Raw genomic sequence first — 25,496 nt, forward strand, 5'->3', positions numbered from 1 at the left:
ACTAGATCTCCTTGCGCTGGGCCGGGTCGGCGTCGATATGCGACTGGAACTCGTACTCGGCGCGCTGCCGGTAGGCGTACAGGGCCGCATCGTCGGGCAGGTCGGCCAGCGTCTTGCCGTAGTTGATCGCCTCGAGGGTGTCCATCGTGGCGCGCACACCGGGCGAGCTGCTGTACGGCCGCGGTCGCTGCAGTGGAATGACGTCGATGCCATGCACCAGGAACAGGCGCCCCGGGAACCGGCCAGCGTCGTTCCAGATTTTCGCGCACAGTGCATCGTCCAGGCTCACATCACCCTGCGCATCCGCCTCGCCCTCGGCAAGCGTCTCGGCCCAGCTTTCTGGCACCAGCGCGCCGTCACGCAGTTCAGCGTCCAAGGCCTTCCGGGTGCGCACGATCTTCCAGGCCTGGCCTGCCAGTGGCAGGCCCTGGGGCCCTGGGATGTCCTGCAGCCGGAAGGCCAACTTTGGAATCTGTTCGCTGAGCGCGCTGGTGGGCATGTCCGGCAGGGGATACGTCAGCTGTGCCGGGCCTACGAATGACTTCTGCCCCGCATGGACGGTCACGGTGCCGGGACAGTTGACCACCAGATTGCCGCCTCCCAGGGTGAGGCTGGCGCCACCGGCCGTGGCGATGTGCAGGGTGCGCGGCGCGGCCATTTCCAGCGCCCCCTGCGCACTGGCAGCACGTTGCGAGGCACGCGAGATGAGGTTGACCCGGTCTGACTGGGCCCGGATGTCCAGCATGGCCTGTCCGGCCACGATGCTCAGCGCCGCATCGCCTGCAAAGTTGCGGCTGCCGGCAGCCAGCATGCCGATTGCCTGCCGCGCATGCAGGCGCGCATGGCCCGCCACGCTGGCGTCGCTGTGCTGGCCACTGGCCAGCGCCACATGCTGTGCACTGCTCCAGTGCAGGGACTGCCCGGCGACCATGGCAAGACCGGCATGGCCGTGCAGCGCCAGGGTGGGCGCATCGGTATGTGGCACCCCGGCGGCTGAAGGCTTTCCCGCGCCATCCGCGCAGGCCTGTGCATAGGTCTGGCCGGAAACGCTGGCACGGGCGACACGCTGCAGGCCGGCCAGACCCGCGCTGTCGTCGGGTGGCGCGTGGCTGGCCAGGCCAACCGTGCCGTGCGTGGCGCTCGTTGCATGGCTGACCTGGGCCAGGGTGGCAGCCTGCTGCAGCAACGCGCCGGCCGCAACCACCTCCCCGGCTGGCGACGACGCGCCATGGGGCCTGGCAGTCAGCCACACGCCACGCTCCGCGCGCAGCGTGCCCCACGCATCGGTACGCAGTTCCAGACCCTCACCGCGCAATGAGCCGCGATGGTTGTCGGCCGTGTGCAGCAGATGGCCAAGATTCAATTCACTGCTGGCCTGGCTGCTGGCCAGCTGCAGGCGCAGCTGTGCATCGGAATCGTCGAACACCAGGCGGTTGTAGCCGGTGCCGGACCACTCGCGCGACTGGATGCCCCACAACGCCCCGGCGTGACGGTGCTGCCCCTCACCTGGCGCCATCGCATGCCAGGCCGGCGCGTGACCGCCCGCAGCATTGCCCTGCGCGCTGGCACCGGTGTCGGTAGCTCGCCCGAACAGCCCGGAATCACCGGTCCCCGCCGCTGTACCGCCGGGGGTGGGAACGATGCCTGCGTCGCCGCGACCGTTGTAGAGCGCGCCGAGCACCAGCGGCCGGTCGATGTCACCTTCGATGAAACCGACCAGCACCTCCTGGCCGACACGCGGCAGGAACTGCGACCCGACACCCGGCCCGGCATAGCGCTGCGCCACGCGCATCCAGCATGTCGCGTCCGCATCGGCAGCCCCTTGCAGATGCAGGCGCACGCGGACCCGGCCCTGGCTGTCTGCATGCAGGTCCGCATCGTCGCGGCCGCCACCGCTGATGACCGTGGCCGACTGGTAGCCCGGTGCAAGCGGGCGCGGATTGAGGCGCTCCCCCGTGCCATCGGGCAGCACGGGCCGCCAGGGCTTCTGCTGGTCGACGGCGCGGAACCGATTGACGCAGCCGTTGGCCAACGCGGCGTCCAACGGAGCACCCGGCAGCGCCTGGCTGGCATCACGCCAGGCGGCGGGTGCCTCGGCGCGCGACGGTGCAGATGCCTTGGTCAGTGGCGATGGATTGCACCCGTGGTGCAGCACTTCGATCGGCAGGATCACCGGCGCGGAACCCGAGCCGGAGCCCAGGACGCGGATGAAGCGACCGGCCTGCAGGCTGCGGATACTCCCCGCCCCCACCCAACCGGCCAGGCCCGCTTCATGCGCCTCCGCCGCGCGGCGGGCCCGGCGCTGCCCGTCATCTACATGGGCGAAGGCATGGGCGCCGACGGGCTCGTAGATCTCGCGCGGACTGCTGCCTGCGCCCTGCAATGGCAGCTGGACATGGCGCACCACCGGCCCCTGATAGTCGCTGGTGGAAAGGGACAGGCGGTTGCTGCCCAACAAGCGGTGCGGACCCAGCTGCTGCAGCGTGTCCGTTGCCTCGGTGCCGTCGTTGCGATGGAAGCGGATGCCGCCATCGCGGGCCGACTGTGGGTTTTCCGGCTGCACGGTGCTGTCGAACGACATCACCAGGGTCAGTCCGTCGCCGCTGTCACCGTCGAAGGCGCAGGCAATTCCCTCTTCGGCGAGCAGGCGCAGCACGAATGCCAGATCCGGCTCACGGTACTGCACGCAGTAGCTGCGCACGGGCGCGGTGGCCAGGGCAGCCACGGCATCGTCGCTCCAGCGCCAACGGGCCAGGTCGCCATGGCCGCCCAGCACGTCCTCGACGATGTCGCGCACGGGGCGCTCCTGGTACACCCGGCTGTGCCGGGCATGACCCAGAAACCACGTCCATGGCACAAGATGCAGGCGGTAGCGGGCCAGCCCGCCGTCGCTGCCGAGCAGGCAGGCCTCGGCAACATGCCCCCAGCGGTGATGGTCCTGCCCGTCGTCGAGGCGGGTGAGCAGCGCCCCGCTTCGGCCCAGCCAGGCGTCGAGCGGCAGGTTGGCATCCGGGTGCAGCACATCCACCCAGTAATCGAATCCGCTGGCCAGGTGTTCATGGCCCCACCATTGTTCGACGAACAACGGCGGCAGACCCTCGGCCTGCAGGCGGTGCAGCTGTTGATCGGGCTCCAGCCCGACCAGCGAAGCAAGCGCGGAATGCGCACGTGAAGCGTCCATGACTTCTCCTGTGCCAGGCGCTCCTGCGCTGGCGATGGCCTGCTGCCACCTTCCACGCGGACCTGACCAGGCCCGGCCGCCGACTTCCCTTGGCGGTCGCGTCTGACCCGGCGCCCTGCGCCGATCCTCGCGGAAGACCCTGTTCCATTGGGACTCTGGGCCGATATTCATCCCCGGACCGGCCGCCGTCAAGTTCCCGTCACATCCGCCAACGCCGGTCATGACGGTTTTTTCACCACCGGGTCATGAGGCTTGTGGCACAAGCGATACAGGCGTCTATCCACAGGTTTCCTGCGGTCCGGTCCACACGGGGTGTGGAAAACGCCCGACGCTGGCCGTGCGGCCCTGCCGCGCGCTACCCTTGCTGCTTGAATCCACTGTGGTGCAAGGCTTCCGCCCTACCCGATCAATGAAAAGCATCGAGCATCGAGATTTCACCCTGTCGCCGGAAGACAACGAGCGATTGGCCAACCTGTGCGGCCCCTTTGATGGGCATTTGCGACAGATCGAGCTGAAGCTCGGTGTGGAGATCGCCAACCGCGGCTTCGTGTTCCGCATCAGCGGGCCGGGCGAGGCGATCATCGAGGCGCAGAAGCTGATCGAAGCGCTGTATGTCGAAGCCGCCGAGACCACCTTTGACAGCCACGCCATCCACCTGCGCCTGGCGCAGGCCAATGTCGAGCAGATCGCCGAGCGTTCCTACGAAGCGCAGGATGTGGCGATCAAGGTCAAGCGCGGCACCGTGCGCGGCCGCGGCGCCAACCAGGGCCGCTACCTGCACCAGATCGCCACGCATGACATCAACTTCGGCATCGGCCCGGCCGGTACCGGCAAGACCTTCCTGGCCGTGGCCAGCGCCGTCGAGGCTCTCAACGAGTCACGCGTGCAGCGGCTGATCCTGGTGCGCCCGGCGGTGGAAGCCGGCGAGAAGCTGGGCTTCCTGCCCGGCGACCTGAGCCAGAAGGTCGACCCCTACCTGCGCCCGCTGTACGACGCCCTGTACGAAATGATGGGCGTGGAGAAGGTGGTCAAGCTGCTGGAAAAGAACGTCATCGAGATCGCGCCGCTGGCCTACATGCGCGGCCGCACGCTCAACGACGCGTTCGTGATCCTGGACGAGGCGCAGAACACCACCATCGAACAGATGAAGATGTTCCTGACCCGCCTGGGCTACGGCTCCACTGCAGTGGTCACCGGCGACCTGACCCAGACCGACCTGCCCAAGCACGTGAAGTCGGGCCTGCGCGATGCCATCGACGTGCTGCGCGATGTGGAAGGCGTGACGTTCACGTTCTTCGAGGCACGCGACGTCGTGCGCCACCCGCTGGTGGCACGCATCGTCAATGCCTACGACCGCCGCGACCTGCATCAGCTCAAGCCGGGCGCCGAATAACCGTACGCTGCCGTCGCGAGGCGGCCCGGGCTCCGCTGGAAGGTACCGGAAGGATGAGGATCGACTACGACGCCGGCGACTGGACGTCGCAGTAAGACGCCACACGCGCGATACTGTCGCCTCTCAGATCTGAATGCCGGAATTGTCATGACCAAGGGCCCCGTCCGCCTCGATGTCGCCATCAGCTATGCCCTGCCCCGCGCCGGGCTGCCGGCGGCGGTGAGCTTCCGCAAATGGGTGGCCGCGGCCCTGAAGGGCCGTATCCGCGAGGCCGACCTGGCCATCCGTGTGGTCGATGCCAAGGAAGGCCAGTCGCTGAACCGGCATTACCGTGGCAAGGATTACGCCACCAACGTGCTCAGCTTCCCGGCCGATGTGCCCGAAGGCCTGCCCAAGGGCGTGAAGTTCCCGCTGCTGGGTGACCTGGTGATCTGCGCGCCGGTGGTCGCCCGCGAGGCCGACGAGCAGGGCAAGGCCCTGAACGCCCACTACGCGCACCTGACCGTGCACGGCGTGCTGCACCTGCTGGGCTGGGACCACGAGGACGACAAGGAAGCCGAGGCGATGGAACAGCTCGAGCGCGAGATCCTGGCCGAGCTCGGTATCGAAGACCCCTACGCCGGCGAGCGCTGAGCCGCGTACGGCGCTATCCTGCAGCTGCAACCTCCCCGGAGACACGGACGATGATGGGTGACATGGGGCCGATGCTGGCCAAAACGGCAATCTTTGCCCTGCTGCTGGTCGTGGCCGCCAACCTGCTGCACCGCCTCAGCGCCCGCCACCCTGATGGCCGGCATTGGCTGCTGCGCACGCTGGCCGTGCTGTCGCCGTCCAGCCTGCTGGCCGCCCTGGCGGTAGGCGTGGTCGGCCCGCACCTGCTGGAGGGCCCTGGGCCGGTGAGCAGCAACGGCACGCTGTGGATGACGTCGATGGTGCTGATCCTGATCGGCGCGTTCTCCGCGCCGGTATGCTGGCGCGTGGTCCTGCAGAAGCGGCTGGGCCGCGACAGCAGCAGCCTGCCGTTTTTCCATGCAAGCCGTGCGCAGCTGTGGGCGCTGTTCGTACTGGCCGCGGTATACATGAGCGTCATCCCCCGCTCGGTCGCTGATGTGCCGGACTGGCTGCTGGAATCGGGCCCCCTGCAGCTTGCATTGGGTGCGGTGCTGCAATTGGTGCACGTGGCACTGTTCTCGGCGATGCTGGCCCTGCCGGTGATGGCGCTGCGCGCCGTGGCCCGCCGTTCGCTGGGGCGCATGCGGTCCCTGTTGGGCCGCACCTCGCAGGGCTGAGCATGCCCCCCGGGTGCGCCCCGGCCTGTCCGGTCGCGGGCGCGCCCCACCGCCGCTACCATGTCCGGGCACCCTTCATCGCGGATCCCATGCCTGTGCTGCTGCGTACTGCCCTGCCCCTGCTGCTTGCCTCTTTCGCCTCCACCGCATCGGCCGCCCCGCTGGACCTGCCGGCCCTGATCGAATGCCGCCAGGGCGTGGCCGAGCATGCCGCGCTGGCGCCGCTGCTGGCCGACCCGCTGAAGGCCGTGGCCCAGGGCCTGCAGCCGCTGCCGCAGGGCAACCAGTTCATGAGCGAATTCCGCCTGGCCAACCCCATCACCGTGTTCGGCCAGCAGACCGAACGGGTGGCCCTGGCCGGCGCCAGCGTGATGGCCGTGCTCGACCAGGCCGACCCGCACCCGCTGGCCAAGCGCCTGGAACTGGAAACCGGCTACGACCAGGACGGCAAGTTCATGGCCGGCCGCGAGGTGGTCAGCCGCGACGTGACCAACCCCAGGACCGGCGAGGCCCAGATCGAATCGATCATCCTCAGCGTGTCGACGGTGGCCAGCCACCCCGGCAAGACCCTGGCCGGCTGCACCTACAGCCTGGATCTGCCGGCCGAGGACGAGGTTCCGGCCGCCGCCGGCGGCGGTCACTGAAAGGCCCCAACATCCTGCTAGACTTGGGGCAACGCCCGGCTTGCCGGGTGCCCTTTTTCCAGAGATGTCAGAAGACGACAGTAGTAGCTCCTCCCTGGAGCCCCATGAAAAGAAGCGCGGCTGGCTTGAACGCCTGACCTCCGCCTTCTCCGGCGAACCCCATACCCGCGACGAGCTGGTCGCTGTCCTGCACACCGCGCAGGAGGAGGGTCTGATCGCCGCCGATACCCTGAAGATGATGGAAGGCGCCATTTCGGTGGCCGAGCTGACCGTGGGCGACGTGATGATCTCGCGCTCGCAGATGGTCTCTCTGCCGGTCGAGGCGCCGTTCCTGGACCTGATGAAACAGGTCGTCGAATCGGGCCACTCACGCTTCCCGGTGCACGGCGAGAACAAGGACGACATCCTTGGCATCCTGCTGGCCAAGGACCTGCTGCGCGGCGTGGTAGCCGACAACGGGCCGGCCAACGTGCGCGAGCTGCTGCGCCCGGCGGTGCTGATCCCCGAGGCGAAGAAGCTCAACGTGCTGCTGAAGGAGTTCCGCCTGTCGCGCAACCACATGGCCATGGTGGTGGACGAGTACGGCGGTGTCGCCGGCCTGGTCACCATCGAGGACGTGCTGGAACAGATCGTCGGCGAGATCGACGACGAGCATGACGAGGCCGAGGACCAGTCGGCGCAGATCGCCATCCAGGCCGACGGCCGCTACGTGGTCGATGCACTGACCGCGATCGGTGATTTCAACGAGCGTTTCGGTGCCACGTTCTCCGACGAGGACTACGACACCATCGGCGGCCTGGTGACCGAAGCGATCGGCCACCTGCCGGAGGTGGGCGACGAACTGGCGCTGGACCGCTTCATGTTCCGCGTGGCGCGTGCCGATGCGCGCCGGGTGCAGGCCTTCCATGTGACGGTGCTGCCGCCGGACGAGCAGGACGACGCTTGAAGCGCCGGGGCCCGTTCTCGCCACTGCGCCTGACCGCGCGCCTGACCCTGTGGCTGGCACTGTGCGTGCTGGCCACGGCCCTGCCGCAGGCCGCCTTCGCACAGGCGGCTTCGGCCGCCCCGGCGGCCGGCGTCGCCAGCCCGCAGGAGGCACCGGCGCCGCGCATCGGCGTGGTGACCATGCAGCCGGGCACGGTGTTCTTCGAGCGCTTCGGCCACGACGCCATCGTGGTCCTCGACCCGGTCAGCGGCGAGGCGATCTCGTACAACTTCGGTTATTTCGATCCGTCCGAGGATGACTTCATCAGCCGCTTCGCACGCGGCGACATGATGTATTACCTGGTGGCGCTGCCGCTGCAGCAGGACCTGTCGTACTACGACGAGACCGGCCGCGGCGCCAGCGTGCAGTGGCTGGACCTGCGCCCGGACCAGGCGCGTGCCCTGGCCGCCGGCCTGGCCGAACGGGCCAAACCTGAGAACGCGCGCTACCACTACGACTACTACACCGCCAACTGCGCCACCATGGTGCGCGACACCTTGAACGAAGCACTGGATGGCGGCCTGCATGCGCAGCTGTCCGGGCGTTCGCGCGGCAACACCTACCGCAGCGAATCGGTGCGCCTGGCCTCGCCGGCACCGTGGATGTGGCTGGGCTTCGACGTCGGCCTCGGGCCCTTCGCCGACCAGCCGCTGTCGCGCTGGCAGGAGGCCTTCGTGCCGATGCGTCTGGCCGATGCGCTGCGCCAGGTGCGCAACAGCGATGGCCGGCCACTGGTGCAGAGCGAGCAGGAACTGCTGCCGCACCGCATCGCGGCCGAACCGAAGGAGTTCGCCCGTCGCTGGTGGCCGTGGCTGCTGTGCGGCCTGGTGATCGCCGCCGGCGTGCTGGCCCTGCGCAGCCGCCCACGCCTGCTGGCCGGGCTGGCGCTGCCGTTCTGGCTGCTGTGCGCGCTGTTCGGCGGTGTGCTGGTGTTCCTGTGGGGCTTCAGCATCCACTACGCCGCCTGGGCCAACCGCAACCTGCTGCTGCTCTCGCCGCTGGCGGTGCTGCTGCTGCCGGGCGCCATCGCCCTGCTGCGCCGGCGCATGCCCGGGCACATGTTCAGCATCGTCCTGTGGCTGCTGGCCGCGCAGTCGGTGGCCGCCCTCGTGCTGCACTGGCTGAGCCTGCAGGCGCAGTACAACGCGCAGTGGATCGTGCTGCTGCTGCCGGTGCACGTGGCACTGGCCTGGGTGCTGGCGCGTCGTCCTCACTTGTCCGAAACACCCCGCTGACGCAGGATGGCGGGCATGTCATTGCCCGCCTCCGCTTCCGCCCCCGCATCGAACAACCCCGCCTGCGTCATCAACTGCGTCCACTACGATGACCAGGGCAAGCGCCACGACATCAGCCTGGATGCCATCAGCGACGTGATCGCCGGTGGCAACGGTTTCGTCTGGGTCGGCCTGTTCGACCCCAACGACGACGTGCTGCTGAAACTGCAGGAAGAATTCTGCCTGCATGACCTGGCCATCGAAGACGCGCGCAACGCGCACCAGCGGCCCAAGGCCGAGGCCTACGGCAACTCGCTGTTCGTGGTGATGACCACCGCGCAGATGGTCGACGAGCGCATCCAGTATGGCGAAACCCACGCCTTCCTCGGCCCACGCTTCCTGGTGACGGTACGCCACGGTGCATCGCTGTCGTATGCACCGGTGCGCGCGCGGGTGGAACGCGAACCGCAGCTGCTGAAGATGGGCGCGTCCTACTGCCTGTACGCGGTGGCCGATTTCGTGGTGGACAACTACCTGCCGATCACCACCCGCTTCCGCGACACGCTGGACCTGCTGGAGAAGGACATCTTCGCCGAGACCTACAAGCGCAGCACGGTGACGCGCCTGTACGAACTCAAGCGCGAACTGAACAAGATGCGCATGGCGGTGGCGCCGCTGCAGGACGTGCTGGCGCAGCTGCGCCGCTACCAGGGCGAGCTGATTCCCGACGAAGTGAAGCTGTACGTGCGTGACGTGCACGACCACGCCGCGCGCATCAGCGATGTGATCGACACGCTGCGCGAGATGCTGGGCACGGCCCTGAGCGTGAACCTGTCGCTGGTGACGCTGGCACAGGGCGAGACGGTGAAGCGCCTGGGTGCGTGGGCGGCACTGCTGGCCGCGCCGACGCTGATCACCAGCTGGTACGGCATGAATTTCAGCCACATGCCCGAGCTCAACCAGCCGTGGTCCTACCCGTTGATGATCGTCGGCGTGGCCGTGGTGTGCGTGGGCCTGTACCGGTTGTTCAAGCGTGCCAGATGGCTGTAGGGCGTATCGACCAACGGTCGATACCTACCGGACCGGTGGGCAATGCCGGCCAGCGGCCGGCACCACTGTTCGGGATCAGGCCACGTAGACGGTCTTGATGTTCATGAACTCATGGATGCCGTGGTCGGCCAGTTCGCGGCCGAAGCCCGACTCCTTGCTGCCGCCGAACGGCAGGCGCGCATCACTCTTGACGATGGCGTTGATGAACGCCGCGCCGCATTCCATGCGCTGGGCGAATCGCTCGCCGCGCACCACGTCGGCGGTCCACACGCTGCCGCCCAGGCCGAAGCGGGTGTCGTTGGCCACGCGCAGGGCCTCGGCTTCGTCCTTGACCCGGATCACCGCAGCCACCGGCCCGAACAGTTCCTCGTCGTAGGCCGGCATGCCCGGCCCGACCTGGTCGAGCACCGTGGCCGGGTAGCCCGCGTGGGTGCCGGCAATCGGTTCGCCGCCCACCCGCACGCGCGCGCCCTTGGCCACGCTGGCCTGTACCTGCTTGTGCAGTTCATCGCGCAGGTCGGCACGGGCCATCGGCGCCAGCGTGGTGCCGCGCTCGTTCGGATCACCGTACTGGCGCTGGCCGGCGGCCTCGACGAAGCGGTCGGTGAAGGCATCGGCCACCGCATCGACCACGATGAAGCGCTTGGCCGCGATGCAGGTCTGTCCGCTGTTGTCGAAGCGCGATTTCACTGCGGCGGCGACGGTCTTGTCCAGGTCGGCGTCGTCGAGCACGACGAAGGCATCGCTGCCGCCCAGCTCCATCACCGATTTCTTCAGCTGGCTGCCGGCGTTGGAGGCAATCGAACGCCCTGCCCGCTCGCTGCCGGTCAGGGTCACCGCCTTCACCCGCGCATCGCGCAGCACATCGGCCGCCTGGTCGTTGTTGATATGCAGCACATCGAACACACCTGCCGGCAGGCCGCCGTCACGGCACACTGCCAGGATCAGGTCGGCGCACTGCGGCACGTTGCTGGCGTGCTTGAGCAGGGCGACGTTGCCGGCCATGAACGCCGGCGCGAGGAAACGGAACACCTGCCAGATCGGGAAATTCCAAGGCATCACCGCGAACACGCAGCCGATCGGCTCATAGCGCACATAGCTGCGCTGCGCCTCGGTGTCGATGATCTGCGGCTTCAGGTAATCGGCGGCGTGGTCGGCGTAGAACTCGCAGGCGGCCGCGCATTTTTCGACCTCGGCCAGCGCCTCGGCCTTGAGTTTGCCCATCTCGCCGGTCATGGCCTGCTGCAGGTCATCGCGGCGTGCGCGCAGCTGGGCGGCGATGCTCTTGAGGATGGCACCGCGATCCTGCAGGGAACGCTCGGCCCACACCGGGAACGCGTCGGCGGCGGCCTGCAGGCGCTGCTCGATGTCGGCCGCGCCGAGCAGTTCATGGCGGTAGGTGACCAGGCCGGTGGCCGGGTTGACGATTTCGACGGTCATGGGGGATCTCCATCAGGCAGATCCCCAGTGTGCGCCCGATCCCGTGAGCCGGGTGTTGCCGCCGCATGGCGGCGGCGTGCGGGCCTCAGCCGTTGTCCTGGCGGGCCAGCTGCAGGTCGCGCTGGCGGCGCTTTTCGGCACGCGCGTTGATGTACCAGCCGATCACTGCGGCCACCGACACCGCCGACACCAGCAGGGTTGCCAGCGCGTTGATCTTCGGGCTGATGCCCATGCGCACCGAGGCGAACACCTTCATCGGCAACGTGGTCGAGCCGGGAGTGGCAACGAAACTGGCGACCACCACATCATCCAGCGACAGGGTGAAGGCCAGCAGCCAGCCGGCTACCAGCGCCGGGGCGATGATCGGCAGGGTGATGCGGCCGAACACCGTCAGCCGGCTGGCGCCGAGATCCATCGCCGCTTCTTCCAGCGAGAGATCCATTTCCTGCAGGCGCGAGGACACCACCACGGTGACGAAGCACAGGGTGAAGGTGACGTGGGCGATCCAGATGGTGGCCAGGCCGCGCGCGGGGAAGCCGGGAATGGCGCCCATCGAGGCCAGCAGGGCCATCAGCGAGAAGCCCAGGATGACATCGGGCATGACCAGTGGCGCGGTGACCAGCGCACCAAACACCTGCTTGCCACGGAAGCGGCGGAAGCGGGTCATCACCATCGCCGCCAGCGTACCCAGCACCGTGGCGGTGCAGGCGGTCCAGAACGCCACGACCAGGCTGGTCCACATCGCATCCATCAGCGCGCGGTCGGCGAACAGGTCGCTGTAGGCGCGGGTGGAAAACCCGGCCCAGACCATCGCCAGCCGCGAGCTGTTGAACGAATAGAACATCAACAGCAGGATCGGCAGGTACAGGAAGGCGAAGCCGAGCACCAGCACGCCCAGGCCCAGGCCCTTTGCGCTGCGCGGGCTCATGCCTGCTTCCCTTCCAGCAGGCGCTGCTGGGACCGGTTGAACCAGAGGATGGGCACCAGCAGCAGCAGGATCATCGCCACCGCCATGGCCGAAGCGCCCGGCCAGTTGCGGTTGTTGAAGAACTCGTTCCACAGCTGGCGGCCGACCATCAGCGTCTCCGAGCCACCGAGCATTTCCGGGATCACGAATTCACCCACCGCCGGGATCATCACCAGCATGCAGCCGGCGATGATGCCGGCCTTGGACAACGGCAGGGTGATGCGCAGGAAGGCCTGCCAGGGCTTGGCGCCGAGATCGTAGGCCGCTTCCAGCAGGCGGTTGTCATGCTTGACCAGGTTGGCGTACAGCGGCAGCACCATGAAGGGCAGATAGCAGTAGACGATGCCGATGTAGGCCGCGGTCGGGGTGTCGATCAGCTGCAGCTTGGGCAGGCCCATGCGGGTCATCAGCGATTGCAGGCTGGTGAACTGCAGGAACTGGTCGAGCAGGCCGTTGCGGTCCAGGATCGCCTTCCACGCATACACGCGGATCAGGAACGAGGTCCACGACGGCAGCACCACCAGCATCATCGCCACGTTGCGTGCGGCTGGCGACAGGCGGGCGATGGCATAGGCCATCGGGTAGCCGATGAGCAGGGTGAGGAAGGTGGAGATGGCCGCGATCTTGATCGAGCTGAGGAACGCCTGGGCGTAGATCGAGTCGCGGAACAGCGCCAGGTAGTTCTCGAGGTTGAGCTTCAGCGAGAACGCGCCATCGACGTACTGCAGCAGCCAGGTGTACGGCGGCGAGCCGACCCGGCTGTGCGAGAAGCTGATCATCAGCACGATCAGGAACGGCACCGCGAAGAACAGCAGCAGCCACAGGTAGGGAATGCCGATGACCGTGGCACGCGTGCCCGGCAGCCAGCGCTTCAGGCCCGCCGCGCTCATGAGGTCAGCACCACGCCGTCGTTGTCACGCCAGTGCACCCACACCTGGTCGCCCCAGGTCAGGCCATCGCTGGCCCAGCGCTGCGAGTTGGCGAAGTTGGCCAGCACCTTGGCACCACTGGGCAGGCGCACGTGGTAGACCGAATGGCTGCCGAAATAGGCGATGTCCTCGATCACGCCCTGCGCCTTGTTGGTCGGCGCGTCCGGCTCGTCCTTGCCGATCATCACCTTTTCCGGGCGCAGCGCGAACGCGACCGGCTGCCCTTCGTAGCAGGTGATGCCGTGGGCGATGTAGACCGGGGCCGGGAACAGCGGCGAGCGCACGGTCACGTACTCGGGCAGGTCCTCGTCGATGACCCCTTCAAACAGGTTGACCGAGCCGATGAAGCCGGCAACGAAACGGTTGGCGGGCTGCTCGTAGACCTCATCGGGCTTGCCGACCTGCTGGATCCAGCCGGCATCCATCACCGCGATGCGGGTGGCCATGGTCATGGCCTCTTCCTGGTCGTGGGTGACCATCACGCAGGTCACGCCGGAGGATTCGATGATGCTGACCAGTTCCAGCTGCATCTGCGAGCGCAGCTTCTTGTCCAGCGCGCCCATCGGTTCGTCCAGCAGCAGCAGCTTCGGCCCCTTGGCCAGCGACCGTGCCAGCGCCACGCGCTGCTGCTGGCCGCCGGACAGCTGGTGCGGCTTGCGCTTGCCCAGGTGCGCCATCTGCACCAGGTCCAGCATCTCGCCCACGCGACGGCTGATCGCATCCTTGGCCAGGCCATCCTGCTTCAGGCCGAAGGCGATGTTCTGCTCGACCGTCATGTGCGGGAACAGGGCGTAGGACTGGAACATCATGTTGACCGGCCGCTGGTACGGCGGCAGTGCATCCAGGCGCTGGCCATCGAGGGTGATGCTGCCCTTGGTGGGCGTCTCGAAGCCGCCCAGGCAGCGCAGCAGGGTCGATTTGCCGCTGCCCGAGCCACCGAGCAGGGCAAAGATCTCGCCCTTGCGCACGTCCAGGTTGACGTCGTCGACGGCGACGAAACCGTCGAATTCCTTGCGCAGGTCACGAATGGAAAGATAGCCGGGCGCACCGTTCGCATCGACGACGGCGGCTTCCGGCTGGGCTTCAACGGGCATGGGGGCTCCGGGAGCGGGCGGTGGACAGCGGCGGCCATTCTACCGGCCGGGGGGCGCAAATGCGTGCCGACCAACGGTCGGCACCTACCGGGCCGGAGGGCCCGCGGGGGCGTGGCCCGGCGGAACGCATCACCGCGCGGCCATCGGCGGGGCGTCCTGCCAGCCCAGGCCCAGGCTCTTCTGCAGGCCCACGTAGCGCACCAGCAGCTGCAGGCGCGCCTGGGCGGCGGCATCCTGCGCCTGCAGGCGCTGGCGCTGCACGTCCAGCAGGTCGATCTGCGAGGTGGCGCCCGCCTGCCGGCGCTGGTTCATCAGCGCCAGCGAGCGGTCCGCCGAGGCTTCGGCACGGACGCTGGCCTGCAGCTGCTGACGGGCGGCACCGAAGCGTGCCAAGGCGGTGTTGGCGTCCTGCAGCGCGGCCAGCACCGTGCCTTCGTAGGCCGCCAGCCGCGCCTCGTTGCCGGCCCGGGCCTGGGCCACGCGCGCCTTGTTCACCCCGAAATCGAACAACGACCAGCGCAGGAAGGGGGCGACGATGGTGGCCGCCGAATCCGGCCCCAGATCGGATACCGATGTGGCCCCGGCACCGATGGTGCCCAGCAGGGTCACCTGCGGGAAGTAGGCTGAAATCGCCTGGCCGATCTGCGCCGAGGAGGCCGCCAGCTCGCGCTCGGCCTTGCGTACATCCGGGCGTCGCTGGATCAGCGCACCGGCATCATCCACCGGCACGCTGGCCGGCAACGCCGGCAGCGCCTGGTCCGCGGCCAGCCGCGCATCCAGCGCGCCCGGCTCGCGGCCGACCATCAGGGCCAGCACATCGCGGGCCTCATCCGCCTGCGCCTGCAGCGGTGGCAGCGCGGCCTGCTGCTGTTGCAGCTGGGCCTGCGCGCGCTCGACCTGCAGGTCCGAATCGGCCCCGCGCTGGCGGCGCTGGCGGGTCAGCTGCAGGCTGTCATCGGCCGCGCGCAGGTTGTCCTCGGCCAGCGCGATGCGCTCGCGGCTGCTGCGGTAGCCCAGGTAGACCTGCGCCAGCTCGGCCGCCAACTGCACCTGCGCATCGGCCAGCGCCGCCGCATTGGCCTCGGCTTCGGCGGCGGCCTGTTCCGCCGCGCGACGACGGCGGCCGAACAGATCCAGTTCCCAGCTGGCATCGAAGCCGGCCACGTACAGCTCGGTATCCAGATCGATATCGGCAAACTGCTGGCGCAGCTGCGCCGCCTCCTGCGGGCGACCGTTGGCCTCGGCCACGCCCGCGATGTTCTCGCCGAGGCCACGCACGCTGTTTTCCAGGGAATCAGGCGCCTTGACGTTGGCATAGCCCGCAGCCGCGCCCACGCTGGGCAGCTGCTCGGCGCGGCGCTGGCGCTGCAGCGCGCGCGAGGCCAGCAGCTTGGCCTGCGCCGCGCGCAGGTTGGGACTGTTGCGCAGCGCCTCGTCCACCAGCTGGTCCAGCAGCGGATCGTTCAGTGCGCGCCACCACTGGCTGGGCGGCGTGGCTGGCTGCACGCCGGCCTGCGCCGCTCGCGGCAGCCGGGCCTGCGCGGTGGCGCCGGTAGCCACGTCCGGCTTCACGTAATCCGGCCCGAGCATGCAACCGGCCAGCAGCAGCGGCAGCGTGGCCGGCCACAGCCGGTGCAGGCGAAGGGAAGCGGTGAGCGTCGTCGAAGTCATCAGTGCATCGCCAATGGAACGCCCTTGGGCAGGGGCTTGAGCAGGAAGACCAGGGGCAGGGTCGCCACCACGATCAGGCCGAAGATCCAGAACAGGTCGTTGTAGGCCATCACCATCGCCTGCAGCTGCACGGTCTGCGCCAGCACCGCCATTGCCTGCGTCGCGTCGCCCAGCTGCTGGCCATAGGCGTGCAGCGCATCCTGGGCGATGGTCGAGTTGGCGGTGACGCTGCTGCCGATCGCATCGATGTGCAGGGTGGCGCGGCGTTCCTGGAAGGTGGAAATGATGGCTAGCCCGATCGAGCCGCCGAGGTTGCGCGCGGCGTTGAACAGGCCCGAGGCATCGCTGGTGTATTCGCGCGGCACCGAGGTGATGGCCGCCTGGTTCAGGGCCATCATCGCCAGCGCCAGGCCGCAGCCCTGCAGCAGCTGGCCGATGACGAAGTGCGGGCCGATGCTGTCCGGCGTCAGCCCCAGGTTGACGAAGCAGGCGGCGGCAAAGCACAGCATGCCGCCAAACACCATGATGCGCACATCCACGGTTTCCAGCATCTTCGGCATCAACGGCATCAGCAGGATCGTTGGCAGGCCTGCCAGCAGCAGCACGTAGCCGGCCTGCTCGGTGTTGTAGCCGGCGATGATCGCCAGGAACTGCGGGATCATGTACATGACCCCGAACAGGATCATGCCCACCGCCATCACCATCACGAACACCGCGCCAAAACTGCGCTGGAACAGGATGTTGAGGCGGATGACCGGCGCCTTGCTGGTGAACTGGGAAAGCGCCAGCAGGGCAAACCCCAGCAGCGAGACGAGGCTGAGCACCACGATCATGGTCGATTCGAACCAGCGCTCGCGCTGGCCGTCTTCCAGCACCACGGTCAGCGCGGACAGCCCGGCGGTCATGCCGAGGATGCCCAGCCAGTCGGCGCGCAGCAGCCCGCCCCAGTTCGATTTCTCATGCGGCAGGCCGAGCAGCAGCAGCGCGACCAGGCCGGCGCAGATCGGCACGTTGATGAAAAACGCGTAGTGCCAGCTGACGTTCTCGGTCAGCCAGCCGCCCAGCAGCGGGCCGATCACCGGGCCGAGGATGACGGTCATGCCGAACAGCGCGGTGCCCAGCGGCTGCTGCTTCGGTGGCAGCCGCGTGCCGACGATGGTCAACGCCGTGGGGATCAGCGCACCGCCGGCAAAGCCCTGCCCTACCCGGCCAGCGATCATCATCGGCAGCGAATCGGCCAGGCCGCACATCACCGAAAACGCGGTGAACAGCGTGGCGCAGATCAGCAGGAAGGTGCGCAGGCCCAGCGTGCGCACGAACCAGCCGGTCAGCGGAATCATCACGATTTCCGAGACCAGGAAGGCGGTGGAGATCCAGGTGCCCTCGGTGCCGCTGGCGCCGACTTCGCCCTGGATGGTGGGCAGCGCCGCGTTGACGATGGAGATGTCCAGCGTGGCCATGAACGAGCCGATGGTGCCGGCCGCCACGGCCAGCCACGCACCGGCATCGGCCTTGCCTCCGGCGGCGGGTGCTGCGGGAGCGGTGGTGGCGTTCATCGCGCCGGTGCGGCCGTGGCCTCGGCCTCGTCGCGGGTGCGCTCGCGCGCGTCCTTGGCATTGCGCGTATCGACCGTCACGTCCACCGACATGCCCGGCACCAGCACCTTGCGCGCCTCGGCTCCGGCATCGACACGGATGCGTACCGGCACGCGCTGCACGACCTTGGTGAAGTTGCCGGTGGCGTTCTGCGGCGGCAGCAGCGCGAACTGCGAGCCGGTACCCGGCGAGATGCTTTCCACCGTGCCGTGCAGGGTGGTGCCCGGCAGCGCATCGACCTTGATCTCGGCGGGCTGTCCGGTGCGCATCAACCCCACCTGGGTTTCCTTGAAATTGGCGGTGAGGTACAGCGATTCGACCGGCACGATGGTCATGGTGCGGGTGCCGGCAGCAACGAACTGGCCCACCTGCACGGTCTTGTTGCCGACGCGCCCGTCGATGCGCGCGCGCAGCTCGGTGTCCTCGAAGGCGACCCGTGCCTGCGCGGCATCAGCCTGCGCCTGCTTCAGCCCGGCCTGGGCCTGTTCCAGCTGCGCCTGGCTGGCCTCGATCTGGCTCTGCGCGCCCTGGATCTGTGCCTTGGCCGCGTCGAACTGGGCCTGTGCGCGTTCGACGTCGTGGCGCAGGCTTTCCACGTGCTCGTGGGTATCGGCGCCACTGGCGGCCAGCGGGGTGAAACGGGCCAGCTCGGCCTTGCCGAAACGCAGCGAGGCCGTGGCAGCGGTGAGCTGGGTGCGTGCCTGCAGCAGGCTGGACTGCTGGCCCTGCACGCCGGCGGCGGCGGCGGCGATATCGGCTTCGCGCACGGCGATCACCGCCTCGGCCTGGTCAAGGGTGGCGCGGTAAGTGCGCGGATCGATGCGCAGCAGCGGTTCGCCGGCCTTGACCCACTGGTTGTCCTGCACCAGCACTTCGGTGACGTAGCCGTTGATGCGCGGTGCGACGGCGACGGCGTCGGCCTGCAGGTAGGCGTTGTTGGTGTCCTGCAGGTAGCGGCCGACCAGCAGGTGGTAGACGAGCCAGGCGACCAGCGCGATGACCACGACGATGCCGATGAGGGCCAGGGTCCAGCGGACCTTGGGGTTCTTCAGCGGCGAAGGCTTGTCCTCTTGGGTGGAGGCGTCTTCGTCGGTGGGGGCGTCGGTGCGCTGGGGGTGGTCGGTCATTGTCTCGTCGTGGCGGTGGTCGGTGCCATACGGGACGGTAGGGGAAGGGGTGCGGAGGTGAGGTGAAAGCGTTTGTCGCTCGCCGGCGATTAGTTCCCGGTTGGCAGGGTGCAGAGCAGAGGCAAAGGCCAAAAAAAAACGGAGGCCGTTGGCCTCCGTTTTTCTGCTTGGTGGAGGCCGACCGTTGGTCGGCCCTACCAGAAAGCGTGCCGACCAACGGTCGGCACCTACTTGCCGGTCTTCACTTCGGTCCACAGGCGGGTGTAGAGCTTGTCGGTTTCCGGGGTGTTGATCGAATAGGTGAACATCTTCTCGGCGACGTCGGCCGGCGGGTAGATGGTCGGGTCGGTGCGGATGGCTTCGTCCACCAGCGGGGTCGCGGTCGGCACCGGGTTGGCGTAGTGGATGAAATTGGTGTTGGCCGCGGCGACCTTCGGTTCCAGCAGGTAGTTGATGAACTTGTAGGCCGCTTCCGGGTGCTTGGCGTCCTTCGGGATCGCCAGCATGTCGAACCACTGCGGTGCGCCTTCCTTCGGGATCGAGTAGGCCACGTGCACGCCGTTGCTGGCTTCCTCGGCGCGGTCGCGGGCCTGGATGATGTCACCCGACCAGCCCACCACCAGGCAGGTACCGCCGTTGGCCAGCGAACCCACGTACTGCGAGGAGTGGAAGTTCTGCACGTACGGACGGATCGACTTCAGCAGGTCGGCGGCCTTCTGCAGCTCGGCCGGGTCGCCGCTGTGCGGGTCCAGGCCCAGGTAATGCAGGGCGATCGGGATCATGTCGGCCGGCGTGTCCAGGATGGTCACGCCGCAGTCCTTCATCTTGCTGATGTTTTCCGGCTTGAAGATCAGGTCCCAGCTGTTGGCGATGTCGGCGCTGCCGCCGAAACGCTCCTTCAGCATGTCCACGTTGTAGCCGATGCCGGTGGTGCCGATCATGTACGGCACGCCGTACTTGTTGTCCGGATCCTGGGTGGCGATGCGCTTCATCACCGACGGGTCCAGGTTGGCCAGGTTCGGGATCTTGCTCTTGTCCAGCGGCAGGAACACGCCGGCCTGGATCTGGCGGCCGAAGAAGTTCAGCGTCGGCACCACCACGTCGTAGCCGCTGTTGCCGGCCAGCAGCTTGGTCTCGACCATCTCGTCGCTGTCGAACACATCGTAGGTCACCTTGATCCCGCTCTCCTTCTCGAAGGTCGGGATGGTGTCCTCGGCAATGTAATCGCTGTAGTTGTAGACGTTCAGGACCTGGCTGTCCTGCGCGCCACCGTTGCCACCGCCACAGGCGGCAAGCATGGCGGAGGCCAGGCCGAGCGTGAGGATACGCAGCTTCATCGGGTGCTCCAGAATGCGGAATGGGTGGAGGCCGGCGGGGCCGGCGACGGGTGCCAGCCTACCCCCCGGCGGCTCATTCATCAATTGCAGCCCTTCACACGTTCAACAGCAGGAACTCGCGCTCCCAGGAGCTGATGACGCGGAAGAAGGTCTCGTATTCCTTGCGCTTGACCGAGATATAGGCCCGGCAGAAGCGTTCGCCCAGCAGGGCCTGCAGTTCGGCGCACTGTTCCAGCCCGTCCAGTGCCTCGCCCAGCGAGCGCGGCAGGTTGTAGCCCAGTTCCTTGGCGCTGCCGGTCACCGGGGCGTCCGGGGCCAGCCGCTCGCGGATGCCCAGCAGCCCGCAGGCCAGGGTCGCGGCCATCGCCAGGTAGGGGTTGGCATCGGAGCCGGCGAAGCGGCTTTCCACCCGCATGTTCTCTGGCGTGTCCAGCGGCACGCGCAGGCCACAGGTGCGGTTGTCGTAGCCCCAGTGCACGTTGCTCGGCGAGACCTCGCCGAACACCAGGCGCCGGTAGGAATTGACGTTCGGCGCGAAGAAGGCCATCGCCTGCGGCACGTACTTCTGCAGGCCACCCAGGTAATGGCCGAACACCGGGCTGAACTCGCCCTCGCCATGGGTCTCGCCGGTGAACACGTTGCTGCCGTCGCTCACCCGCACCAGGCTCTGGTGGATGTGCATGGCGCTGCCCGGCTCGTTCTCCATCGGCTTGGCCAGGAAGGTGGCGTAGACGCCGTGGCGCATCGCCGCCTCGCGCATGGTGCGCTTGAACAGGAACACCTGGTCGGCCAGGTCCATCGCATCGGCGTGGGTGAAGTTCACTTCCAGCTGCGCCGCGCCGGATTCGTGGATCAGCGTGTCCACGTCCAGCTTCATCGCATCGGCGTAGTCGTACATCAGGTCGAGGATGGGATCGAACTCGTTGACCGCATCGATCGAGTACGACTGCCGCGCCGTCTCCGGGCGCCCGGAACGACCGGCCGGCGGCAGCAGCGGGAAATCCGGGTCGGTGTTCTTCTGTACCAGGAAGAATTCCAGCTCCGGCGCCACCACCGGGCGCAGGCCCAGTTCGGCGTACGCGGCCAGCACGCGGCGCAGGACGTTGCGCGGGGCCAGCTCATGCGGCTCGCCGGTCTTGGTGTAGCAGTCATGGATGACCTGCGCGGTGGCATCGGCCGCCCACGGCACCATGCGCACCGTGTCCGGGTCGGGCCGCAGCATCATGTCCGAGTCCGACGGCGAGGTCAGGTCGTAGTAATCGTCGGGGAATTCGCCGGTGACCGTGGTGGCGAAGATGCCTTCGGGCAGGCGCGTGCCGTAGTCGTGCGAGAACTTGTCGGCGGGGATGATCTTGCCGCGCGCGTTGCCGGTGATGTCCGGTACCAGGCATTCGACCTCGGTGATGCGCCGCTCCTTCAGCCAGCGCAGCAGGCTGCTTTCCTGCGGTGCGGGGGGCGTGGCCGTCTTGCGCGGGCGAGGTCGGGAACTCATCGGGAATCCAGTCGGTTCTGTTGGTACTGCCGGCAAGCTTGGCCGAAAGCACGGAAAATAGCGTGATAGAACGGCGCCTGCATGACACGCCACTCCGGGTGCCACTGTACGCCGAGCACGAAGCAATGGTCGCTGCTGTGTGCAGCTTCAACGAGGCCATCATCGGCCCACGCCTCCACCTGCAGGCCATCGGCCAGCCGCGCGATGCCCTGCCCATGCACGGAATTGACCTGTGCCCGCTCGCTGCCCTGCCACTGTGCGAGCCAGCCACCCCGGGCCAGGCTGACGGCGTGCGCCGGGCCATACTGCACCTCGACCGGCGCCTGCGGATCCTCACGATGGTCGGACAGCCCGGGTACTGCATGTACCTGCGGATGCAGGCTGCCGCCAAGTGCCACGTTCAATTCCTGGAAACCGCGGCAGATCGCCAGCACCGGCAGGTCCCGCGCCAGCGCGGCCTGCAGCAGGGCAAAGGCGTTGCCATCGCGCGCGGGGTCGTGCAGGTTGCCCGGCCAGCTGCGGCCGCCTTCATAGTGCTGCGGTTCGATATTGCTGACCGCCCCGGTCAACAGCAGGCCATCCAACCCCTGCAGCCAGTCGTCAGCCGGCAGCGGCGGCTGCAGGCTGGGCAGCACCAGCGGAGTGACCGCCGCCGCATCGACCAGCGCGCGCACGTACTTTTCCCCAGCCACCGCGAAACGGTGATGGCCGAGCACGGTGCTGTCGGTGGGCAGGCCCACCCAGGGCAGGCGGCGCATGGGGAAACTCCTTGGCGTGGAGCCAAAATACCCGTCGGCACGCGCAGGCGGCAAGTCGTCGCCGTCACACCCCAGCGCGCGCGTATCGGCCAGACTATGCGGGTGAACAGTGATCGCCCTCCCCCGCCCTGTCCCTGCATCGCGCGCCGGCGAGGCCTGCCGTGAGCGCGGATTTCCCGCCGAGCTGGTACGCCAGCAGCCTGCCCGAGCCGGCCGCGCTGCCGCCGTTGCGGGGAGACGTGCAGGCCGACGTGGCCGTGCTCGGCGCCGGTTACACCGGCCTGACCGCCGCACTGGAGCTGGCCCAGCGCGGCTACCGCGTGGTGCTGCTGGAAGCGCAGCGCATCGGTTGGGGAGCGTCGGGACGCAACGGCGGCCAGGCGCTGGTGGGCTACGGCTGCGAGGTGGATGAGCTGGAACGCCAGATCGGCCGCGACGACGCCCGCCACCTGTTCGACTGGTCGCGCGAGGCAGTGCAGTCGATGCGCCAGCGCATCGCGCGGCACGGCATCGACTGCCACTGGGTGGAAGGCCATGCCAGCGTGGCGATCCGCGCGCGCCACGAACGCGACCTGCGCGCCGGCTGCGAACACCTGCAGCGCCACTACGACTACCCCATGCAATGGTGGGAGCGCGACGTCCTGCACGCCCAGCTGGACAGCCCGCGTTACCGCGCCGCGATGTTCGACCCGCTCAGCGCGCACCTGCATCCGCTGGCCTACGCCCGCGGCCTGGCCGATGCCGCCCGCGCGGCCGGCGTGGCCATCCACGAACACTCACCGGTCACCCGCGTGCAGCGCGGCGCGCAGGCCACCCTGCATACCGCGCAGGGCAGCGTACGTGCCGCGCACCTGGTGGTGGCTGGCAACGCCTTGCTGCAGGGGCTGCTGCCGGAACTGGAGTGCCGCGTCATGCCGGTCGGCACCTACATCGGCGCCAGCGCGCCGCTGGGCGCCGAGCGCGCGTGGCAGCTGATCCGCAACGACATGGCGGTGGCCGACACCGCCTGGGCCCTGGATTACTTCCGCCTCAGCCATGACCACCGCCTGCTGTTCGGTGGCCGTGCCAGCTATTCGGCGCTGCCGCCGCCGGGGCTGCGCGGGGTGATGCAGCGGCGCATGCACGAAGTCTTCCCGCAGCTGGCCGACGTGGCCCTGGAGCAGGTCTGGGGCGGCTATGTGGACATCACCCGCAACCGTGCGCCGCACTGGGGCCGGCTGGATGGCAACCTTTATTTTGCCCAGGGTTTCTCCGGGCACGGCGTGGCCGCCGCCGGCCTGGCGGGCGAAGTGATTGCTGCCGCCATCGACGGACAGAGCGCACGCCTGGATGTGTTCCAGCGCCTGCAGCACGCACCGTTCCCGGGCGGCCGGCTGCTGCGCATGCCGCTGCTGGTGGCGGCGATGTCCTGGTACAAGCTGCGCGACGCACTGTGGTAACACGGCCGCGGCCGGATTATCCCGGCACACGCACCAATCAGAACGACCTCATTATCAAAGGGCTACCGCGTTTCCGCTGAAGGGTACTTCAGGTAAATCACACCATTGGTGTGATGACTTTCTCACTTGTGGAATTCAGGCGTGCGGCGATTGCATATTCGGACGCCTGCCGATACCGTCGGTCCAACCGGGGCCCGCGGCGAATGGAAGCTGACAGGGTACGTAGACAGGAAGGGGAAGTACGATTGAACTGGTGGAATGAAGGCCTGCAGTTGAAGTTGCGCATCCATCCGGCAGGTCTTGCCCTGGCTGCGCTGTACGCGATTGCATGCTGGGGCGCACGGCAGCTTTCCCTTGATCAGTTCTACCTTCCTGCGGGGGTCCGCGTCGCGGCGGTTCTTCTTTGCCCCCCGCGGCTATGGCCTTATCTGCTGCTGGGTGAGTACGCCTATTTCGCGCAGATGCGCGTGCCCATGATCGAAAAGTATGGACCGGCCTGGGTAGTGCTGGGTTCGACCTTGCTGATGCCCGCTGTCATGCTGATCGTGCATCTGCACAGAAAGTTCATGACCTCCAGCAGGAACACGTGGCTTATCTCCGTTGCCGCCTCATGTGCCGTAGCGGTCACGTCACTCAACCTGGTGCTGGCACACCTGCTATGGCCGGTGCCTCCGGCGATGCCCGTACTGGCGAGCATCGCACGTCTTGTGGTCGGCGATTTCATCGGCATCCTCACTCTCGCGCCTCTGGCACTGCTGTGGATACGCCGAAGCACACATCCTGCTTGGACACGGGGCTTCGTCCTTCAGGCAGGGGCGGCGCTTACCGTGATGATCGTGCTGGGACTCTACGCGGCACAGCTGCCATTGGACGAGGTGAATGCCAAAACGTCCATGCAGTTGATGATGGTGATACCCGTGGTGGTGATGACCTGCCTGTATGGCTGGCGTGGTGCTGCCATCGGCGTTCCATCCCTCAACCTGATCATTGGGCTTGCCACTCCCGGCCCTTACACCGGCGCCTTTGATTCAGCCGCTTTCGCAACCCAGCAGGTCATGGCCACCACCGGTGTTGCATTGCTGGTGCTGGGATCGCGCATCTCCCACTACTATCACCGTTCCCGGCTGGGTGAAGTCGGCGAACGAGATGCGCTCAAGCACGCGCGCAATTCTCTTGTCGCAAGCGAGCTGGACCTTCGCGAACGCGCACGACACCTCAGGAAGTTGGGCGATGGGATTGATACCTCGCTTGATGAGGTCGCGAACTGGCTGAGCGCGCAGGGACATCCAACTGTCGCAAACAGCCTGTTACACATGGCTTCGGTCCATTCACGACAGTTCCGCGAACAGACAAGCATGGTGTATCCCGCAGCGCTGGAACATCTGGGTCTATACGTTGCCCTTCAGGCAGGCGGCGTTCGCGAAGCCTGGGACCTGAGCAATCGAGTCCTGCGTCCGCGCCTTCTCGGTGACCCTTGCCAGCTCAGCACTGGCCTGCAGCTGGCCGCCTACCGCGCTCTCAACGACGCGGTTTCGTTGCTGCTCAACCATGAAACCGGCCAGATCCAGGTTCGTGCGCGATGCGGCGGTGTCGGCTCACGTCGCGGCATACTGATGTCCGTCGCACTGCTGGACGGCTACCGCGCGTTGTCAGCGGAAACCCGCGAGGCGGCCATCGAACGTTTGGCGGGCCGCGCGATGGCGTATGGCGGCTCGGTGCAGTCGCAACGCAACCGGATCAGAATTGCGTTGATCGAGACAGGAGCACCGGCGCCTCTTCCGTCGTTTCATCCGGCAGATCGTAGTGCCTCCTTCGACGGGGAACACTCTCAGACCCGGGCCTGAAAACAGGGCGGCGCCATGAAGCCCGGCGCCGCCCCGTCTGAATCATC

The 25,496-nt window shown here is 67.6% G+C and carries 20 protein-coding genes; 9 read left to right on the forward strand and 11 right to left on the reverse strand.

Annotated features, from left to right (window positions below; translation table 11 throughout):
- Window position 1: 1 nt before the first annotated feature.
- Entirely contained in the window at window positions 2–3,181 is a 3,180-nt protein-coding gene (locus AC3WL7_RS01065; protein ID WP_492749040.1) for a type VI secretion system Vgr family protein, read from the reverse strand.
- A gap of 409 nt (window positions 3,182–3,590) precedes the next feature.
- Here AC3WL7_RS01065 and AC3WL7_RS01070 point away from each other — a divergent pair, with 409 nt between their 5' ends.
- The 7 genes from AC3WL7_RS01070 to AC3WL7_RS01100 all read left to right on the forward strand — a co-directional run bounded on the left by AC3WL7_RS01070 (window position 3,591) and on the right by AC3WL7_RS01100 (window position 9,756).
- A complete protein-coding gene (locus tag AC3WL7_RS01070) occupies window positions 3,591–4,574 on the forward strand; it encodes a PhoH family protein (RefSeq protein ID WP_313141045.1) in 984 nt (327 codons plus the stop codon).
- Window positions 4,575–4,721: 147 nt separating this feature from the next.
- The gene (gene ybeY / locus AC3WL7_RS01075; RefSeq protein ID WP_079221336.1) at window positions 4,722–5,207 is read left to right on the forward strand and encodes an rRNA maturation RNase YbeY; all 486 of its coding nucleotides are present in this window, start codon (window positions 4,722–4,724) and stop codon (window positions 5,205–5,207) included.
- A 50-nt stretch (window positions 5,208–5,257) separates the two neighbouring features.
- Complete coding sequence (locus tag AC3WL7_RS01080; RefSeq protein ID WP_492749041.1) at window positions 5,258–5,863, forward strand: hypothetical protein; 606 nt, start codon at window positions 5,258–5,260, stop codon at window positions 5,861–5,863.
- Window positions 5,864–5,952: 89 nt separating this feature from the next.
- Window positions 5,953–6,507 carry a hypothetical protein gene (locus AC3WL7_RS01085; protein ID WP_108759632.1) on the forward strand — a complete coding sequence of 185 codons (555 nt, stop codon included), beginning with the start codon at window positions 5,953–5,955 and terminating at the stop codon, window positions 6,505–6,507.
- A 64-nt stretch (window positions 6,508–6,571) separates the two neighbouring features.
- Complete coding sequence (locus AC3WL7_RS01090; RefSeq protein WP_079221333.1) at window positions 6,572–7,453, forward strand: CorC family transporter; 882 nt, start codon at window positions 6,572–6,574, stop codon at window positions 7,451–7,453.
- 23 nt (window positions 7,454–7,476) lie between these two features.
- A complete protein-coding gene (locus AC3WL7_RS01095) occupies window positions 7,477–8,727 on the forward strand; it encodes a lipoprotein N-acyltransferase Lnb domain-containing protein (RefSeq protein ID WP_492749106.1) in 1,251 nt (416 codons plus the stop codon).
- Between the two features lie 6 nt (window positions 8,728–8,733).
- Window positions 8,734–9,756: a magnesium and cobalt transport protein CorA gene (locus AC3WL7_RS01100; RefSeq protein ID WP_492749042.1), complete on the forward strand. Its 1,023-nt coding sequence runs from the start codon at window positions 8,734–8,736 to the stop codon at window positions 9,754–9,756.
- A 75-nt stretch (window positions 9,757–9,831) separates the two neighbouring features.
- Here the strand turns inward: AC3WL7_RS01100 and AC3WL7_RS01105 are convergent, their stop codons facing one another.
- The 10 genes from AC3WL7_RS01105 to AC3WL7_RS01150 all read right to left on the reverse strand — a co-directional run bounded on the left by AC3WL7_RS01105 (window position 9,832) and on the right by AC3WL7_RS01150 (window position 22,166).
- Complete coding sequence (locus AC3WL7_RS01105) at window positions 9,832–11,196, reverse strand: NAD-dependent succinate-semialdehyde dehydrogenase (RefSeq protein ID WP_492749043.1); 1,365 nt, start codon at window positions 11,194–11,196, stop codon at window positions 9,832–9,834.
- 85 nt (window positions 11,197–11,281) lie between these two features.
- Complete coding sequence (locus AC3WL7_RS01110) at window positions 11,282–12,124, reverse strand: ABC transporter permease subunit (RefSeq protein WP_079221329.1); 843 nt, start codon at window positions 12,122–12,124, stop codon at window positions 11,282–11,284.
- Window positions 12,121–13,053, reverse strand: coding sequence for an ABC transporter permease subunit (locus tag AC3WL7_RS01115; RefSeq protein ID WP_492749044.1), 933 nt, complete (start codon window positions 13,051–13,053; stop codon window positions 12,121–12,123). Before AC3WL7_RS01115 ends, AC3WL7_RS01110 begins: the two co-directional genes overlap by 4 nt.
- A complete protein-coding gene (locus AC3WL7_RS01120; RefSeq protein WP_079221327.1) occupies window positions 13,050–14,186 on the reverse strand; it encodes an ABC transporter ATP-binding protein in 1,137 nt (378 codons plus the stop codon). Before AC3WL7_RS01120 ends, AC3WL7_RS01115 begins: the two co-directional genes overlap by 4 nt.
- A gap of 129 nt (window positions 14,187–14,315) precedes the next feature.
- Window positions 14,316–15,857 (reverse strand): efflux transporter outer membrane subunit, encoded by a 1,542-nt coding sequence (locus AC3WL7_RS01125; protein ID WP_492749045.1) that lies wholly within the window; start codon window positions 15,855–15,857, stop codon window positions 14,316–14,318.
- Complete coding sequence (locus AC3WL7_RS01130; protein WP_079221325.1) at window positions 15,857–17,413, reverse strand: DHA2 family efflux MFS transporter permease subunit; 1,557 nt, start codon at window positions 17,411–17,413, stop codon at window positions 15,857–15,859. The genes AC3WL7_RS01125 and AC3WL7_RS01130 overlap by 1 nt, the downstream gene beginning before the upstream one ends.
- A complete protein-coding gene (locus AC3WL7_RS01135; RefSeq protein ID WP_492749046.1) occupies window positions 17,410–18,579 on the reverse strand; it encodes an HlyD family secretion protein in 1,170 nt (389 codons plus the stop codon). The genes AC3WL7_RS01130 and AC3WL7_RS01135 overlap by 4 nt, the downstream gene beginning before the upstream one ends.
- 227 nt (window positions 18,580–18,806) lie before the next feature.
- A complete protein-coding gene (locus AC3WL7_RS01140; protein WP_108759639.1) occupies window positions 18,807–19,916 on the reverse strand; it encodes a polyamine ABC transporter substrate-binding protein in 1,110 nt (369 codons plus the stop codon).
- 94 nt (window positions 19,917–20,010) lie between these two features.
- Entirely contained in the window at window positions 20,011–21,408 is a 1,398-nt protein-coding gene (locus AC3WL7_RS01145) for a glutamine synthetase family protein (RefSeq protein ID WP_079221322.1), read from the reverse strand.
- Window positions 21,405–22,166, reverse strand: coding sequence for a gamma-glutamyl-gamma-aminobutyrate hydrolase family protein (locus AC3WL7_RS01150; protein ID WP_492749047.1), 762 nt, complete (start codon window positions 22,164–22,166; stop codon window positions 21,405–21,407). The genes AC3WL7_RS01145 and AC3WL7_RS01150 overlap by 4 nt, the downstream gene beginning before the upstream one ends.
- Before the next feature lie 161 nt (window positions 22,167–22,327).
- Between AC3WL7_RS01150 and AC3WL7_RS01155 the strand changes: the two genes are divergently transcribed.
- Window positions 22,328–23,605 carry an NAD(P)/FAD-dependent oxidoreductase gene (locus AC3WL7_RS01155; protein WP_492749048.1) on the forward strand — a complete coding sequence of 426 codons (1,278 nt, stop codon included), beginning with the start codon at window positions 22,328–22,330 and terminating at the stop codon, window positions 23,603–23,605.
- A 203-nt stretch (window positions 23,606–23,808) separates the two neighbouring features.
- Entirely contained in the window at window positions 23,809–25,449 is a 1,641-nt protein-coding gene (locus tag AC3WL7_RS01160) for an MASE1 domain-containing protein (protein ID WP_492749049.1), read from the forward strand.
- The last annotated feature ends 47 nt before the right edge of the window (window positions 25,450–25,496 follow it).

The organism is Stenotrophomonas sp. FW305-3-2-15-E-LB1, assembly GCF_058787375.1.

Excerpts from the sequence above, each read along its gene's own strand:
- AC3WL7_RS01065 (WP_492749040.1), bottom strand. The coding sequence starts at position 3,181 with ATGGACGCTTCACGTGCGCATTCCGCGCTTGCTTCGCTGGTCGGGCTG.
- AC3WL7_RS01070 (WP_313141045.1), top strand. The coding sequence starts at position 3,591 with ATGAAAAGCATCGAGCATCGAGATTTCACCCTGTCGCCGGAAGACAAC.
- ybeY (WP_079221336.1), top strand. The coding sequence starts at position 4,722 with ATGACCAAGGGCCCCGTCCGCCTCGATGTCGCCATCAGCTATGCCCTG.
- AC3WL7_RS01080 (WP_492749041.1), top strand. The coding sequence starts at position 5,258 with ATGATGGGTGACATGGGGCCGATGCTGGCCAAAACGGCAATCTTTGCC.
- AC3WL7_RS01085 (WP_108759632.1), top strand. The coding sequence starts at position 5,953 with ATGCCTGTGCTGCTGCGTACTGCCCTGCCCCTGCTGCTTGCCTCTTTC.
- AC3WL7_RS01090 (WP_079221333.1), top strand. The coding sequence starts at position 6,572 with ATGTCAGAAGACGACAGTAGTAGCTCCTCCCTGGAGCCCCATGAAAAG.
- AC3WL7_RS01100 (WP_492749042.1), top strand. The coding sequence starts at position 8,734 with ATGGCGGGCATGTCATTGCCCGCCTCCGCTTCCGCCCCCGCATCGAAC.
- AC3WL7_RS01105 (WP_492749043.1), bottom strand. The coding sequence starts at position 11,196 with ATGACCGTCGAAATCGTCAACCCGGCCACCGGCCTGGTCACCTACCGC.
- AC3WL7_RS01110 (WP_079221329.1), bottom strand. The coding sequence starts at position 12,124 with ATGAGCCCGCGCAGCGCAAAGGGCCTGGGCCTGGGCGTGCTGGTGCTC.
- AC3WL7_RS01115 (WP_492749044.1), bottom strand. The coding sequence starts at position 13,053 with ATGAGCGCGGCGGGCCTGAAGCGCTGGCTGCCGGGCACGCGTGCCACG.
- AC3WL7_RS01120 (WP_079221327.1), bottom strand. The coding sequence starts at position 14,186 with ATGCCCGTTGAAGCCCAGCCGGAAGCCGCCGTCGTCGATGCGAACGGT.
- AC3WL7_RS01125 (WP_492749045.1), bottom strand. The coding sequence starts at position 15,857 with ATGACTTCGACGACGCTCACCGCTTCCCTTCGCCTGCACCGGCTGTGG.
- AC3WL7_RS01130 (WP_079221325.1), bottom strand. The coding sequence starts at position 17,413 with ATGAACGCCACCACCGCTCCCGCAGCACCCGCCGCCGGAGGCAAGGCC.
- AC3WL7_RS01135 (WP_492749046.1), bottom strand. The coding sequence starts at position 18,579 with ATGACCGACCACCCCCAGCGCACCGACGCCCCCACCGACGAAGACGCC.
- AC3WL7_RS01140 (WP_108759639.1), bottom strand. The coding sequence starts at position 19,916 with ATGAAGCTGCGTATCCTCACGCTCGGCCTGGCCTCCGCCATGCTTGCC.
- AC3WL7_RS01145 (WP_079221322.1), bottom strand. The coding sequence starts at position 21,408 with ATGAGTTCCCGACCTCGCCCGCGCAAGACGGCCACGCCCCCCGCACCG.
- AC3WL7_RS01150 (WP_492749047.1), bottom strand. The coding sequence starts at position 22,166 with ATGCGCCGCCTGCCCTGGGTGGGCCTGCCCACCGACAGCACCGTGCTC.
- AC3WL7_RS01160 (WP_492749049.1), top strand. The coding sequence starts at position 23,809 with ATGGAAGCTGACAGGGTACGTAGACAGGAAGGGGAAGTACGATTGAAC.